Origin of the sequence: Glaciimonas sp. Gout2, assembly GCF_035018905.1 — a bacterium.
Taxonomy (GTDB): domain Bacteria; phylum Pseudomonadota; class Gammaproteobacteria; order Burkholderiales; family Burkholderiaceae_D; genus Glaciimonas.
The window spans coordinates 1-14874 of the sequence record NZ_JASJXA010000062.1 but is presented as its reverse complement, the minus strand read 5'-3'; the positions used below and the strand labels follow the sequence as shown (position 1 = coordinate 14874).

Annotated in this window: 14 protein-coding genes; 4 read left to right on the top strand and 10 right to left on the bottom strand. The window is 50.1% G+C overall.

Annotation, left to right across the window (positions count from 1 at the left end; genetic code table 11):
* The coding region (locus QN379_RS21825; protein ID WP_323507594.1) for an aromatic amino acid lyase at positions 1-404 on the bottom strand (404 nt) is incomplete at its 3' end.
* Between the two features lie 231 nt (positions 405-635).
* Entirely contained in the window at positions 636-1883 is a 1248-nt protein-coding gene (locus tag QN379_RS21820; protein WP_323507593.1) for a urate hydroxylase PuuD, read from the bottom strand.
* Between the two features lie 654 nt (positions 1884-2537).
* Between QN379_RS21820 and QN379_RS21815 the strand changes: the two genes are divergently transcribed.
* The 4 genes from QN379_RS21815 (at position 2538) to QN379_RS21800 (ending at position 8476) form a co-directional block, all read left to right on the top strand.
* On the top strand, positions 2538-3476 hold the full coding sequence (locus tag QN379_RS21815; RefSeq protein ID WP_322236670.1) for a LysR substrate-binding domain-containing protein: 939 nt from the start codon (positions 2538-2540) through the stop codon (positions 3474-3476).
* Positions 3477-3677: 201 nt separating this feature from the next.
* A complete protein-coding gene (locus tag QN379_RS21810; RefSeq protein WP_322236668.1) occupies positions 3678-5093 on the top strand; it encodes a nucleobase:cation symporter-2 family protein in 1416 nt (471 codons plus the stop codon).
* Between the two features lie 165 nt (positions 5094-5258).
* Positions 5259-7019, top strand: coding sequence for an allantoate amidohydrolase (locus QN379_RS21805; protein ID WP_323507592.1), 1761 nt, complete (start codon positions 5259-5261; stop codon positions 7017-7019).
* Positions 7020-7114: 95 nt separating this feature from the next.
* A complete protein-coding gene (locus QN379_RS21800) occupies positions 7115-8476 on the top strand; it encodes an 8-oxoguanine deaminase (protein ID WP_323507595.1) in 1362 nt (453 codons plus the stop codon).
* A gap of 143 nt (positions 8477-8619) precedes the next feature.
* Here QN379_RS21800 and QN379_RS21795 read toward each other — a convergent pair whose 3' ends face one another.
* The 8 genes from QN379_RS21795 to QN379_RS21760 form a co-directional block, all read right to left on the bottom strand.
* Entirely contained in the window at positions 8620-8883 is a 264-nt protein-coding gene (locus QN379_RS21795; protein WP_322236664.1) for a hypothetical protein, read from the bottom strand.
* Between the two features lie 80 nt (positions 8884-8963).
* Positions 8964-9305 carry a cytochrome c gene (locus tag QN379_RS21790; protein ID WP_322236662.1) on the bottom strand — a complete coding sequence of 114 codons (342 nt, stop codon included), beginning with the start codon at positions 9303-9305 and terminating at the stop codon, positions 8964-8966.
* Positions 9292-10557 carry a PQQ-dependent sugar dehydrogenase gene (locus tag QN379_RS21785; protein ID WP_416186867.1) on the bottom strand — a complete coding sequence of 422 codons (1266 nt, stop codon included), beginning with the start codon at positions 10555-10557 and terminating at the stop codon, positions 9292-9294. Before QN379_RS21785 ends, QN379_RS21790 begins: the two co-directional genes overlap by 14 nt.
* A 256-nt stretch (positions 10558-10813) precedes the next feature.
* Positions 10814-11203, bottom strand: a complete 390-nt coding sequence (locus QN379_RS21780) for a ribbon-helix-helix domain-containing protein (RefSeq protein ID WP_323507591.1) — start codon at positions 11201-11203, stop codon at positions 10814-10816.
* A 74-nt stretch (positions 11204-11277) separates the two neighbouring features.
* A complete protein-coding gene (locus QN379_RS21775) occupies positions 11278-11664 on the bottom strand; it encodes a c-type cytochrome (RefSeq protein WP_322236658.1) in 387 nt (128 codons plus the stop codon).
* Complete coding sequence (locus QN379_RS21770) at positions 11664-13232, bottom strand: GMC family oxidoreductase (RefSeq protein ID WP_323507590.1); 1569 nt, start codon at positions 13230-13232, stop codon at positions 11664-11666. Before QN379_RS21770 ends, QN379_RS21775 begins: the two co-directional genes overlap by 1 nt.
* A 74-nt stretch (positions 13233-13306) precedes the next feature.
* Positions 13307-13843, bottom strand: a complete 537-nt coding sequence (locus tag QN379_RS21765; protein WP_322236654.1) for a gluconate 2-dehydrogenase subunit 3 family protein — start codon at positions 13841-13843, stop codon at positions 13307-13309.
* A gap of 74 nt (positions 13844-13917) precedes the next feature.
* On the bottom strand, positions 13918-14313 hold the full coding sequence (locus QN379_RS21760; protein WP_323507589.1) for a VOC family protein: 396 nt from the start codon (positions 14311-14313) through the stop codon (positions 13918-13920).
* Positions 14314-14874 lie beyond the last annotated feature (561 nt).

Sequence of the window (14874 nt, the reverse complement as noted above, 5' to 3'; positions counted from 1 at the left end):
GCGTTCAGAAAAGCCAGCAGACGATCCACCACTTCAACCCGCGGGGCCGAATAATTACTCGCAAAAGCATTGGCGCGCAGCAACATCGTGGCGCGGCTGACTTCTTCCGAGAACGGTTCGCCGATCCCGGCGCAATGGGCCTTGATCAACTGGGTCTGAAACAAGGCGATATGTTCCACCTTGATACGGGTGTCTTTGAGCAAACCGACGCCGGTGTTGAAGCTATACATCATGGGCGCATCATCGTGCATCCAGGTCGCCTCGATAAAATCGCGGCTTTCTTTTAATGCCGTGCGGGAAGACTGCGCCAGCGTCACAGGCAGATGCGGCGCACGCGCCACGCTGACGACTTGCGCCGCGGTGAGGGTGAAACCGTCGATGGTGAGAGTGGTGGTGTTCGTCATAGTAGCTTTCTAAAATGTGTTTTATCTGGGCAAAAGATCAACCACAACGGCGCGCAGCAGACAGCAGGAAGCCAGCAACGTCACAGTCGCTATGCTTCTTATTTACATCGCTGTTGAAGGTAATCTGGTGAAAAGCGCCATGAGATTTTCAGGCGCTGCTGAGCAGTTAATTTGTCGTTACGTGTGGCTTGTCAGCGCTCAACAGATGAACGCTGACAAGCCAACGATCAATTATTTCGCACCAGCTTGATACCACGCACCGATCAATGCACGCTCGGCATCGGTGATATTGGTCATATTTCCAAGTGGCATAGCTCTCAACTGTACTGCTTGCTGAAAGATTTTGTCAGCATGTTGACGAATCAAATCAGGCGTTTGCAGCATGACACCGGCAGGTGCCGTAGCGAAACCGGGCTGCGTTGGCTGTGCTGCATGACACTCAACACAACGCTGAGTAATGATCGCTTGCACGTGCGCCATATCTGCCACTGGTACATCGACCGCTGCGGTTGTCGTTGTGGAGCCGGTAACGGCTTGCGCCACGGGAGCCTGGATCGGACGTGGTGCAATCGCGATCGCCACCACGACGAGGATTGCCACACCTGCTGCTGGATAACCCCAGGAAACACGACCAGCATGACGCAGGTTAAAAAAGTGACGAATCAACGCGCCAGCGGCAATAATTGCTGCCAACACCAACCAGTTATACGAATGACTGTAGGTCATTGCATAGTGATTGCTGATCATGATGAACAGCACTGGCAACGTGAAATAGTTATTGTGAACGCTACGTTGTTTGGCTTTTTTCCCGTAAATAGGATCCGGTGATTTACCGAGGCGCATGGCTTCCACCAATTTACGCTGGCCCGGAATAATGACCATCAATACGTTACCGACCATCATCGTACCGATCATGGCACCAATGTGGATATAAGCAGCACGACCGCTTAATAAATGACTCAACACATACGCCGCAGCGACGATGAACAGATACATGACGATACCGAGCAACCCGTCACGCTTACCAATTGGGGAGCGGCATAACAAGTCATACACGGTCCAGCCAATCACTAGCGTGCCGAGGCCAACGCCAATTGCCTGCCATGAACTTAAATCGGCAACGTCTTTGTTGATCATCATCGCCGAGGCATTGAAATAATAAACAATGAAAAGCATCGCAAAGCCGCTCAACCAGGTGGCGTAAGCTTCCCATTTAAACCAATGCAGTTCTTCCGGCAACTCTGCTGGTGCTACCAGATATTTTTGAGGATTATAAAAGCCGCCGCCATGGACCGCCCACAATTCGCCAGAGACGCCTTTATTGGCCAGATCAGAACCTGGCTTTGGCGGACGGATTGAGTTGTCCAGCCAAACAAAGTAAAAGGACGCACCAATCCAGGCAATCCCGACAATCAGGTGAAGCCAGCGCACCAGCAGATTGAGCCATTCCACGCCATACGACACTAACATTGAATCCATGTCTTCCTCACGATTACACTCGTCCGCCACCGCGGGCACTGCAGACGAGAGAGGGCCACCCCCTCAAAACTAAGTCGCGAACTTAATAGTTAAAGCTCCGCTACGACCGCTGTGACTTTCGTCTTCTTTTTGTCTACGTTTTTTGCCTACGATTTTGCCTACGACTTGCATTCACTTTATGCGTACCGTCATGCCTTACATCGAGTATGCATCGACGCTTTTTATCTTATTACAACTGTATTTTGCATGGCATTTTGCACTATAGGCTGACGAAGTCACATTCTTTTGCCCTACGCAGTTTTGACCCTCAGTGCTGCAAGCTTGCAACACTGAAATTTAAAACAACTCGGATTTAAGAAAGATAAACGTGTTTGGCTTTAAAAATATTGAAATTGAAGTATATTTGACATATGACTATTCATATATAAAAATCGAATAAAAGTTATTTATCCTTAGATTTATACACAATAAGAGACATTAAGAGACTTATAAAATCATTGCCCGCAACGAAGCGTCGCTTCCTCTGACTCAATACTACGAGAGTGTTAACAGCGAGCGCTAACACCAAACGAGGATGACCAGCACCGTCGGTCCGACAAAGTGCGGATGGCGTCGCTAACTTACGGGCCACAATTCACGAAGAGACAAACCATTATGTCCAAGCTGCCAGACCATCTTGATATCCATTTGATCCGCATACTGTATCTTTTACTCTGTGAAAAGAACGTATCCCGCGTAGCACTCAAGTTAAATCAGCCACAACCCTCAATATCGGCATCATTACGTAAATTGCGCGAACTGACCGGCGATCCTCTTTTAGTGCGTGGCGCACGCGGTATGGTGCCGACCCAGCACGGCGAAAGTCTGTTGAAGCCAGCTAAACGGATACTGGATGAGACCGAACGTCTGTTCGTCCATAAGACGGCCTTTGTGCCGCAAGCCGAAGCCCGCACCTTTCATATTGCAGCGCCAGATTATATGAACACGCCATTTTTTTTAGAAATCGTCGCAAGAATGCGACGCGAATCACCTAAAAGTCGCATCGTAATTCATGCGCTGGGACCAGAAACCGACTATGTACGCCAGCTTTCCGATGGTGACCTCGATCTCGTCATTGCGAATTGGGATGAACCACCGCAGCATTTGCATTTATCGAAATTGTTCGATGACCCAATCGTCTGCCTGATGCGTGCCGATAGCGCCTATGCCAAGCGCACGGCACCGGATGCCATGACTGTGGAAGATTATTTGAGCTTGCCACACCTTGCGCCGTGGCAAGTTCTTCCCGGCTATCACGGCATTATTGACTCCTTCCTTGATCGCCAAAATATGCGCCGCAACGTCGTGGTGGAATCAGCCTATTTTGGCATGCTTCCCTACATGGCAGCGCAAACCGATCTCGTATTGACGACCGGACGACAGTTTGCGCAGTTTTATGAAAAAACACTCGCGCTAAAAAGTTTTACTCTGCCGATCAAATTCCCCCCAATGCGTTTTTATCAACTGTGGCATGAACGCGTACATCAGGCAACGGAGCATAAATGGTTGCGCGAACAGGTCAGCCAGGTTGTTAAATCGATGATTATTAAATAACATCGATTATATGCATAGGCTGAAATCAACTATCAATTGATGCGTATATACCTATCGATGGTTTTCTATAGTATCGGACATCACACACGACATACCGCAGGCGGCGTTAAGAGAACGGTCAAACACGCTTTCCTAACCTCGCTGGCATGAATTGTGCAAGACAAAATAACATCTAAAAATCCCAGACTCTGGAGACGCACAATGAACACCGCCACCGCCACAACAGCCACAACAACCGATCCCGTCGATGAAAAACTACCGATAGGCAAACTCGCCGCACTGGGCATGCAGCACGTCCTGGTCATGTACGCGGGCGCAATCGCCGTTCCATTAATCGTTGGAGGCGCGCTCCATCTGGCGAAGAGTGACATCGCCTTTCTGATTAGTGCCGATCTCTTCTGTTGCGGATTGGTGACACTTATCCAAAGCCTTGGCTTCTGGAACTTCGGTATCAAAATGCCCGTGATGATGGGCGTCACCTTTGCGGCAGTCGGGCCTATGGTTGCGATGGCTGGTAATCCAGAACTCAGCATCGTACATATTTACGGGGCCGTGATTGTTGCCGGTATTTTCTGCATGTTGGCCGCACCTTATATGAGCCGCCTGATGCGATTCTTCCCACCAGTAGTCACCGGAACCGTGATTACCGTGATCGGTATTTCGTTGATGGGTATCGGCATCAACTGGGCTGCTGGCGGCCAACCCATCATCGGAAAACTGGTGGACGGCGTATTCATCAAGATACCGAATCCGGATTACGGCTCGCCAACCAGCCTTGGCATAGCATTGATCGTCTTAATATCGATTCTGCTGATTACCAAATACGTTAAAGGATTTATTGCCAATATCTCAGTGTTGGTCGGCATGATCATTGGCTTCATCATCGCTTTAGCAATGGGTAAAATTAGCTTCTACGGTCTCGGCGACGCTGATTGGTTTGCGCTCATTCGACCATTTCACTACGGCTGGCCCAAGTTTGACCTTGGCTCGATTATCAGTCTGTGTCTGGTCATGATCGTGACCATGATTGAATCGACCGGAATGTTTATTGCGTTAGGTGAAATCGTCGGTAAGAAAATCGATGACAAAACGCTTGCACGAGGACTACGGGTCGACGGACTGGGATCTATCATCGGCGGTGTCTTCAATACTTTTCCCTACACATCTTTCTCACAAAACATTGGCCTAGTCGGTGTCACTGGTGTGAAGAGCCGCTATGTCTGCGCCACCGCAGGCGTGATTTTGATGGCATTTGGTTTATTTCCAAAAATGGCAAATGTTGCCGCTTCGATTCCGCAATTCGTATTGGGAGGCGCTGGTTTGGTGATGTTTGGTATGGTGGCTGCAACCGGTATCAAAATACTCGCCAAAGTTGATTTTGTTGGTAACCGGAATAATCTTTTCATCGTCGCAGTCAGTATCGGCGCCGGGATGATTCCCATTGTAGCTCCGAGTTTTTTCGACAAAATGCCCGCGTTCCTATCAACTATTTTACATAGCGGCATTCTCTTGGCGTCAGCGATGGCGGTATTACTCAATTTGTTCTTTAATGGCAAAGGCGATGCCCATCACGCACGCGAATATGCCGTTGCCGCGGCGCAAAGTTCTGATCATTAATGCCGTTGTACTTCGGCGGCATTGGGCTGCAATGAGTTGCCACTGAGTTGCTAATGAGTTGCCATTGAATATAGGCATGTAAAGGGCATTGAAGCCCAGGCGGGTCCCACCCGTTACTGAAATCATCTTTAAGGAGTACGCGGGTGGGACCCGCTGATACAGCAAATGACCACTTTGGAACAACTCAACGGCTGCGAAGCCACTACCTTCGTCTCGGCACTACAAGGCATCTACGAGCACTCGTCCTGGATACCTGAACGCGCGGCCCTCAATCGTCCTTTTTTAAATATTACTGCACTCAAATTAGCGCTTGAAGCGACCGTACGAGATGCGACCAGCGACGAGCAACTCGGCTTAATCCGCGCCCATCCCGAGTTGGCGGGGAAAGCCGCCATCTCGGGGCAACTAACGGCCGAGTCCACCGGCGAACAAGCCAAAGCGGGACTGAACAATTGCAGTCCGGAAGAATTTACCACGCTGCAAAATTTGAATGCGGCTTACAACGCTAGATTTACTTTCCCGTTCATCCTCGCAGTGAAAGGTGCAGACGGTCAGGGTTTATCACGCGAAGCAATCATCGCTGCTTTTAGCCGGCGTCTCAAAAATCAAATTGCTGACGAAAAAGCAGAGGCCCTGCGTCAGATCGGTCGTATCGCCGAAATGCGCATCAACGCGTTGCTCGACTACACCCCACAACTCGGCGAAACGATCATGCGTTGGGCGCAAATCATCGGCGCGTGGAGCGACGACGATACCGGCCTTACTTGCGCTTACATGACCGAAGCCCATCGCCGCACCGCCGCGCAACTCGCCACATGGATGCGCGAGGCTGGCATGGTCGCTGATATCGATGCAGTCGGTAATGTGGTTGGCCGTTATTTATCAGATAATCCGCATGCTAAGACACTCATTACCGGCTCGCACTACGATACCGTCCGCAATGGCGGTAAATACGATGGTCGTGAAGGTATTCTGCTTCCAATCGCTATTATTAAACTTTTGCATGAACGCGGCGAGAAGCTACCGTTCCATCTGGAAGTAATCGGTTTTTCAGAAGAAGAAGGCGTGCGTTTCAAAAGCACTTTCCTTGGCAGTAACGCCGTCATCGGTCAATTCGACATGGGCTTATTGGATAATATTGACCGGGATGGCATCAGCATGCGTGACGCCTTGAAAAGCGCCGGTCACGATGCTGCGAGTATTCCATCGCTGGCACGCAATCCAAATGAATTGCTAGGCTATGTCGAGGTCCATATTGAACAAGGCCCAGTGTTGCTGCAACACGATCTACCGGTTGGTATTGTGACGTCCATCGCCGGCAGTTGCCGCTATATGGTGCAGCTTAAAGGCGTGGCCAGCCATTCCGGCACAACGCCGATGACCATGCGTAAAGACGCTGCCACCGCTGCCGCTGAGATATTGCTGTATGTCGAGCAACGCTGTGCACAAGATCAACATGCGTCACTGGTCGGCACTGTCGGTCAACTACAGGTACCAAACGGCTCTACCAACGTGATTCCCGGCGCCTGTGTATTCTCGTTAGATATCCGCGCTGCCGATGACACAATCCGCGATGCGGCGGTGAATGATGTATTGCAATTTATTGACACCGTCTGCCAACGTCGTACCATCGAAAGCACCGTCGAAAAAATGGTCTCCGCACCCGCTGTGCCATGCGCGCCATGGTTGATGGAGCAACTGACCGCGGCCACTGAACGCGCTGGCGTCCGTCCATTTAAACTTGCGTCCGGTGCTGGTCACGATGCGATGGCGGTTGCCAAGGTAACCGATGTCGCAATGTTATTTACGCGTTGCGGTAATGGTGGTATCAGCCACAATCCATTGGAGACAATGACCGCCGACGATGCTGAAGTATCCGCGCAAATCTTACTGGATTTCCTGCGCAACTTTACACCAAAGTACTGAACCAGAGCTGGTGATTCGTTAGGACTGCTTTGATGCGTCCGGAAAGCCGCACCTACTCCCGTGGTACTGATGAAAAACTTTTTGATATAAACACGATGACCAACACCTTACTAATAAAAAATGCCCGCGTACTAGTTACCATGGATGACCAGCGTCGCGAAATCAGCGACGGTGCCGTTTTCATTCGTGACAATGTTATCGAGCAAGTCGGCAATAGCGTCGATCTGCCACAAACTGCCGATGACGTCATCGATGCGACCGATCACGTCGTCATCCCCGGTCTGGTGAATACGCATCACCACATGTATCAAAGTCTGACGAGGGTGATTCCAGCGGCGCAGAATGGCGAACTGTTTAACTGGCTCACCAATCTCTATCCAATATGGGCCAATCTGACGCCGGAAATGATACAGGTTTCAACCCTGACGGCGATGGCAGAATTGATCCTGTCCGGCTGCACCACCAGCAGCGATCATTTGTATATTTATCCCAATGGATGCCGGTTGGATGACAGCATCGAAGCCGCCGGTCAAATCGGTATGCGTTTTCATGCAGCGCGGGGTTCGATGAGCGTCGGTCAATCCAAAGGTGGACTGCCACCCGACTGCGTGGTAGAAGACGAACAAGCCATCCTGAAGGATACGCAGCGCCTGATCGAGACGTATCACGATCATGCGCGCCATGCGATGCAGCGTATCGTGGTAGCGCCCTGCTCACCCTTTTCAGTATCACGCGACCTGATGCGCGAGTCGGCGATTTTGGCCCGTCATTATGGTGTGTCATTGCACACCCATCTGGCAGAAAATGTCAACGATATCGCTTATAGTCGTGAAAAATTTAATATGACGCCAGCACAATATGCAGAAGATTGCGGCTGGGTCGGGCACGATGTCTGGCACGCCCACTGCGTGCAGCTCGACGACGACGGTATTTATATGTTTGCGCGCACCGGCACTGGCATTGCGCACTGTCCCTGTTCAAACATGCGCCTTGCATCTGGTATCGCGCCTGTTCGCAAAATGATTGATGCCGGTGTTTCAGTTGGGCTTGGCGTCGATGGCTCTGCGTCTAATGACGGTGCTCACATGCTGGGTGAGACTCGACAAGCCATGCTATTACAACGGGTAGGTTTTGGCCCAGACGCCATGACTGCGCGACAGGCATTGGAAATTGCCACCATTGGCGGTGCCAAAGTATTGAATCGCGACGACATCGGCGCGCTGAAACCGGGCATGTCAGCCGACCTCGTTATGTTTGATCTGAACCAGGTTGGCTACGCTGGCGCGTGGCACGACCCGGTTGCTGCACTGGTATTCTGCACGCCTTCAAATGTTGCTTACAGCGTCATCAATGGTCGCGTTGTCGTGCGTAACGGTCAGTTGACGACGGTAAATTTGGGGAATGTGCTGGCGCGGCATAACAAGCTGGCCCAGAGTCTGGCCGAAGCTGCACGCTAAATGAGATCTTATAAATGAAGATGGCGCTCGAAAAACGAACGCCATCGTTGCACTCACTTCTTACTGCATGCTTTACCTTAATTTCACCTAACAATTTGGCCTGTTGCGGTATACCTTTCGATGCCTAAATAAAGAAGTACATTTCAGTCATTATCAAGGCAATCCATATAAAACTCGAACGCTGCTGCTTCCGGTGTCATCTGTCTAAAACGATGAAACAATAGCTCTGCCGCTTCCTTGGTCGTCTTGTCGTCCGCCTGCCCTGTCACATTTCGTTGCGATGCGATAACCTCCTCCATCGACTTCCCCTGATCCCGCGCCGCCGCAATCGCCTGCGCTCTCGCGCCCACGCTCCGACAAACGACCTCTTTGGTTTCAGTGCCCGTCGCACTGCCGCAGATAGTCATAACAAGAAACAAAAAAAGGCAACAGCGCCCTAATGTGGGCGCCGCTGCCTTGGTTCGATAAGAATGTTTCAATGAAACCTTCACTGCTTCTTAACAACGATTTCGATACCACTAAAATACGCTGCCAGTTGATCAATTTCCGCATCCGAAAGGTTCTTCGCCATCAGCGACATCACTTCATGTATGCGCGCACCGGAGCGATAATCCTTGAGAGCCTTGACCAGATACATCTCGTTTTGGCCCGCAAGATTTGGCGCATCCGGCACTTTAGAAATACCGTCGCTACCATGACATGCGAAACATTGCCCTGCTTTCGCCGGGACAGCGTGAACATCGGCTGCCAGCACTGGCGCGCTGGCAAATCCAACGGCCAGCGCGGCAATACCTAACCGCATACGCAAAAACAATTTATTGCGCGGCATAAGAAACGCGATAGATGGCACCGGCATAATCATCCGAGACCAACAAAGAACCATCCGGTAGTGTAGCGATATCGACCGGACGCCCCAGGTATTCATGATTAGGCGTCAACCAACCATCAGCAAACACTTCAGTCTTAGCAGCATTACCATCAGCCTTCAGCGACGTAAACATCACACGTGCACCGACCGGCGTAGTGCGGTTCCATGAGCCATGTTGCGCGCTAAAAATCCCACCCTGATATTTTGCTGGGAACATCTTGCCAGAATAAAAATTCATGCCAAGATCTGCAGCATGCGCGGCCATTTCAATCTGTGGGAATACCACGTCTTTAGGTATGGTGTCGTTTTTGTATTCAACCGTACGGACGTTGCCGCCGCCGTACCAAGGGAAACCAAAGTTTTGTCCGATTTTGGTGGCACGATTGAGTTCGCCCGGCGGGATATCATCACCCATGCCATCAACCTGATTATCGGTAAACCAAAGCGTCTTGTCTTTTGGATTGAAATCCATACCGACCGAATTGCGTACGCCATGCGCATAGACTTCACGATTTTTACCATCGCGGTCCATACGGATGATGCCCATCATGCCGATCTTGTTATACAGCGCAATTTTTTCCTTGGCAGGAACGTTGAAAGGATTGCCCAGCGTGATGTAGAGCTTGTTATCCGGTCCAATGCGGCAAGTACGCGCACCGTGATTGTAGCTTTCTTCATCAACCGGAATCAGCTGGCCTTGCGGGACAACCTGGCCTGCAGCGACGTCTGGGCCTTCATAGAAAAATTCGGCCGCAGGATAACTCATCACGCGGTTTTGCTCGACGACATACAACACACCGTCCGGGGAGAAACAGACGCCGTTAGGCACTTTTTGATTGACGGATGGAGCGAAGACTGTGACCTCATCAGCAACACGGGTTTTGGTGCGATCAGTGACAGCCCATATGCGCGTCTTGCGCGTACCGACAAACACAATCCCGGTCGATGGACCTACTGCCATGTGGCGTGCGTCCGGAACAATCGCGTACAGCTCAATCTTAAAGCCGGGCGGCAGTTTGACACTTTTCAGGTTGGATCTGATCGCATCGGCTTTAGTACCAGTTTGCGCCACGGACTCCAGTTTCAGTGAGGCACCCGTAGTCTGCGCATTTTCAAGCCTTGTTACAGCATCTTCAGTGGCTGCGGATGCGGCTAGCGGATAAGCAATTACGAGCGTCATTAAGGTTAACACTGTCAGATTTTTCAATTGCATCATTTCTCAATCTCCCTGTTTATATGTATTTTTTGTTTTTGATTATTTGTTGCAACAACGCTGGCCGTACCTGATTACTCTCTTTTTACATCTGGTAAATATTGTGTGGTGAGACCACTTTACATTTTTCTATCATGCAAAACGACTGACTGCGACCGTCCTGCTCACGGAGGCATTAACGCCATAAACGAAAGACTTTTTTTACATCTAAACAGCTCACAAATGCAAGATTGCTGATTTTGTCTGGGTTCGCTCTTTACCGTATCATTTGCAGCACGACTGCGTCCGGTTGACGCACTTTGCGGCCCGCCTTCGGTTGATCCTCTAGAGGCGGATCCACCACATCGCGCCTACCCAACAACAGCGATTCCTTATCCTGCTGCAACGCAACACTGGACAGATAGCGCATACAACTAACCCGCAGAAAAGCACAAAAATTACCGATTTTTCCTTGCTGCTGGATAACTTCCGAATATAACTGACTAATCAATTGATTAGTCGTCATATCGTCTTTGCGTGCAATTCGCGCCAAAATATCCCAACAAAGATTTTCTAGTCGGACGCTCGTAACAACACCATGGATACGGATTGATCGGGTCCGTAGTTCATACTGAATAGGATCGGCCTTCAAATAGATTTCGCACATGCTTCGTCTCCTTCTTTTTTGTAGTCGTACCATTCCATACTACCCGGAATGTTGCTTAGTTGGTAGCACGCCTCCTAATGTAACGTTTTTAGGTAATTTATGATTGCCTGACGCTTTTCTGGATCATCCTGTTTGTACATCATGAGCGTATCCGGCACCACGTTTTGCGGATCTTCCAGCCATTTATTCAAAAGCGTCTCAGTCCATGGCTTGCCGTCGAGCACCTTTCTAAACGCCGCAGAATACGCCATGCCGGGTGCTGCTCCGGCTGGCCTTCCCACAACGCCGTAAAGGTTGGGACCTTGACGATTTGGACTACCCTCCGCGGCGGAATGGCAGGTTGCACATTGCGACTTGAATAGTTGCTCTCCGGACAGCGTCTCGGCAGCAACGCCGCGCCCGCTTAAGAGACACACCAGTGTCGTGGCAGATAAAACCAGGCTTAGTGTGCGACATTGCATTACAGCTCCTTCCTCGACATTGATTGCGCGATGAAATCTGCCTGACGGATCGCCAATGCAACGATCGTCAGAGTCGGATTTTCCGATGCACCGCTCGTGAATTGACTACCATCCGAAACAAACAGGTTCTTTATATCATGCGTCTGGCCCCATTTGTTGACGACGCCATCTTTCGCTTTGGCGCTCATCCGGTTAGTACCAAGGTTATGTGTTGACGGATACGGTGGCGTCAAGACGGTGCGTTTTGCACCGATCGACGTGTATAGCGCGGCACCTTGCTGAAAGGCGTGTTTGCGCATCGCCAGATCATTTTCATGGTCGCTGAATTGCACGTTTGGAATAGGTAATCCAAATTGGTCTTTTTCAGTCGCATGGAGCGTGACGCCATTAGATTCTTGCGCCAAATCCTCACCAATCACCCACATTCCCGCCATGTTGTCGTATGACTCCATGGCCGAAGAAAAGTCACGTCCCCAAGCGCCGGGATCAAGAAATGCCGCCATGAACGGCACGCCAAGAGACAACGTTTCCATTTCATAACCCCCAACAAAACCGCGTTTGGTGTCATGCCGTGACTCATCGCGCACAATCCCCGCCATAGTAGTACCGCGGAACATATGCACCGGCTTATCGAATACGGCGTACACAGAACCAGTCATGTGGCGCATATAATTTTGTCCGACCTGACGCGATGAATTCGCCAGACCATTCGGGAACATTGAAGAGGCCGAATTGAGCAGAAGACGCGGTGATTCGATTGAATTGCCAGCGACACACACAACGCGTGCTTTCTGAAAACTGCGATTGCCCTTTGAATCGCTATACAGGACACCGGTTACCAGGCCCGCAGCGTTATGCTCAATCTTCAATACCTGCGCATCAGAACGCACTTCAAGATGACCGGTACGTTCACCCTTCGGAATTTCAGTGTATAGCGTCGACCATTTCGCGCCAGACTTACAACCCTGAAAACAAAATCCGATCTGTTGGCATGAGCCACGACCGTCCCGTGGCTGGGAATTGATTGCCATATTACCGCTATGGAATTCTTTATATCCCATTTTTTTGGCACCGGCTGCCAATACTTTATAGTTATTATTACCCGGCAGACGCGGGATACCATTCGTACCTGTTACACCCATTTTGAACTCGGCGCGTTCATAATACGGCGTCAGATCCTTCAGGGTAATTGGCCAGTCAAGTATATTCGCTCCCTTGATATCGCCATACACAGTCCGCGTTTTGAATTCATGCTCCTGAAAGCGCAACGATGCCCCAGCCCAGTGTACGGTAGACCCACCGACCGCCTTGACGATCCATGTCGGCAAGTTCGGAAAATCCTTGGCAACGCGCCAGGTACCGGAAGTTGTACGCTTGTCGAGCCACGAAATTTTGTTGAACATCGGCCATTCATCATTTTCGAAGTCGCTGATTTCATGCCGTTTACCGGCCTCCAATATCACCACGTTGATGCCTTTTTGGGCCAGTTCATTACCAAGCGTACCGCCACCGGCACCAGAACCAACGATCACTACCAATTCTTCATTCAGATTAAATTTTGCAGCCACGACAGTCTCCTCATTATTTTTCTAAGAGTGTATTTTTTGTGCAGCAACGAGTCTTCGACTTTTTATGACTTGCTTTAAGTCAATTCCATCCAGTTCTGATCATTGAAACCGCGACTGATGTAACCACCGAGCTCAGCCGAAGGTCCCTGATAACCTAACTTTCCCCAGACCGCAGGTTGGTTGTAAAGGCTTACCACCAGATCACCACGAATCTTCAGGAAGAAAGGCGTAGTCTGCATTGCCGTCAAAATCACCACCCGGGATTTTTCATCCGGTATCTGTGCATAGGGTTTGCCAAATTGTTTCTTTGCGGCCTCATCTGCGGCGGCAACGCCATTGATCAGCAGCATGCGAAGGTTTGGATCAGCCTTAACCTGGTCGCCGTAGATAGCGACGGCTTTGGTATACAGGCCATCGTCGAAACCATCATGCGGAAAGATATCGCGCGCTATTTTGGTCAACGTAACAAAGGTATCGTTGCCCAGCATTTCCTCTGCCGCAGCCTGATTGGATACAAATAAGCTTGGAATGCCGCCAGCGACACCGGCAATGGAACCGGCAGAGGCGATCTTGAGGAATTTCCGACGTTTCGGTTGTTCAGGTAATTGCATTTTGTCTCCTATAATTATTTTGGGAAAGACGCTTTCAAGCAAATAAATAACAATGCCAACAATGCGGGAGAAAATTAGTGATAGTGACCCCACTTCTCCAAAACTTCGATCTTGTAACCATCCGGATCGACCACAAAGAAAAACCGCGCCAGCAGCGCCTCATCTTGCTTGAATTCTTTAATTGCCGCAGGCGCATGGCCCAATGCGGTTAATTTTGCGTGCATCGACGCAAGGTCGTCCGTCACAAACGCATAATGCCCGTAGCCATCGCCGTGGGTATAAGGTTCCGTGCGGTCATGATTGTGCGTTAGCTCAATCTCAAAATCATTTTCCGGACTACGCAGATAGACCAACGTGAAATCGGGGAAATCAAGCTGATGCGATACCGCGAATCCAAAACCTTCGCGATAGAAATTCTTGGAGCGTTCGGGATCGAGAACCCGAATCATCGTATGGATAATTTTTGGCATCTGCGGACCAGTATTTTGTTGTAATCAAACCTTATTATTCCCCTCCACGCCGCTGCTGTGGTAACACTACAATACTACTTTTAATGCGCCAAACGATGTATCGCTAAGCCTATTTCGAAATTAATCGTCCCCGTTCAATCACTCCCGAACACAATATGGATATGTTGCGCTGCCGCAAAATTTGCGGTCCACGAAATCATTCAAGCCACCCTCCAACGTTTAACAATTACTTTTTTTAAAGCGCGATTCAAATCGTCGCTGCATTTATTTTTCAAATTGGCCTTCACTTTAAGAATGTTCCTACATCTTTTTTTCCGTAAGACGTTTAGTATTTAGGCAGAGTTTTTCACCTCCACGATTGCATTAAATCGTCCTCACGTTCGTAGCGGAAGGTCTTTCCCCCATGTCCAGCAGTCGCACTCTCAGCGCATCTAGCAGCGCTATTCCAACACGCCTGAATCAACCTGCGCTGGTGCCGATCAGCCTCTCTGGCACGGAAGGCATGAACGCATTATTCGATTACACCGTCGTGCTGATGACACCCGAATCCTTGATCCATCT

Excerpts from the sequence above, each read along its gene's own strand:
- QN379_RS21820 (WP_323507593.1), bottom strand. The coding sequence starts at position 1,883 with ATGGATTCAATGTTAGTGTCGTATGGCGTGGAATGGCTCAATCTGCTG.
- QN379_RS21815 (WP_322236670.1), top strand. The coding sequence starts at position 2,538 with ATGTCCAAGCTGCCAGACCATCTTGATATCCATTTGATCCGCATACTG.
- QN379_RS21810 (WP_322236668.1), top strand. The coding sequence starts at position 3,678 with ATGAACACCGCCACCGCCACAACAGCCACAACAACCGATCCCGTCGAT.
- QN379_RS21805 (WP_323507592.1), top strand. The coding sequence starts at position 5,259 with ATGACCACTTTGGAACAACTCAACGGCTGCGAAGCCACTACCTTCGTC.
- QN379_RS21800 (WP_323507595.1), top strand. The coding sequence starts at position 7,115 with ATGACCAACACCTTACTAATAAAAAATGCCCGCGTACTAGTTACCATG.
- QN379_RS21795 (WP_322236664.1), bottom strand. The coding sequence starts at position 8,883 with ATGACTATCTGCGGCAGTGCGACGGGCACTGAAACCAAAGAGGTCGTT.
- QN379_RS21790 (WP_322236662.1), bottom strand. The coding sequence starts at position 9,305 with ATGCCGCGCAATAAATTGTTTTTGCGTATGCGGTTAGGTATTGCCGCG.
- QN379_RS21785 (WP_416186867.1), bottom strand. The coding sequence starts at position 10,557 with ATGCAATTGAAAAATCTGACAGTGTTAACCTTAATGACGCTCGTAATT.
- QN379_RS21780 (WP_323507591.1), bottom strand. The coding sequence starts at position 11,203 with ATGTGCGAAATCTATTTGAAGGCCGATCCTATTCAGTATGAACTACGG.
- QN379_RS21775 (WP_322236658.1), bottom strand. The coding sequence starts at position 11,664 with ATGCAATGTCGCACACTAAGCCTGGTTTTATCTGCCACGACACTGGTG.
- QN379_RS21765 (WP_322236654.1), bottom strand. The coding sequence starts at position 13,843 with ATGCAATTACCTGAACAACCGAAACGTCGGAAATTCCTCAAGATCGCC.
- QN379_RS21760 (WP_323507589.1), bottom strand. The coding sequence starts at position 14,313 with ATGCCAAAAATTATCCATACGATGATTCGGGTTCTCGATCCCGAACGC.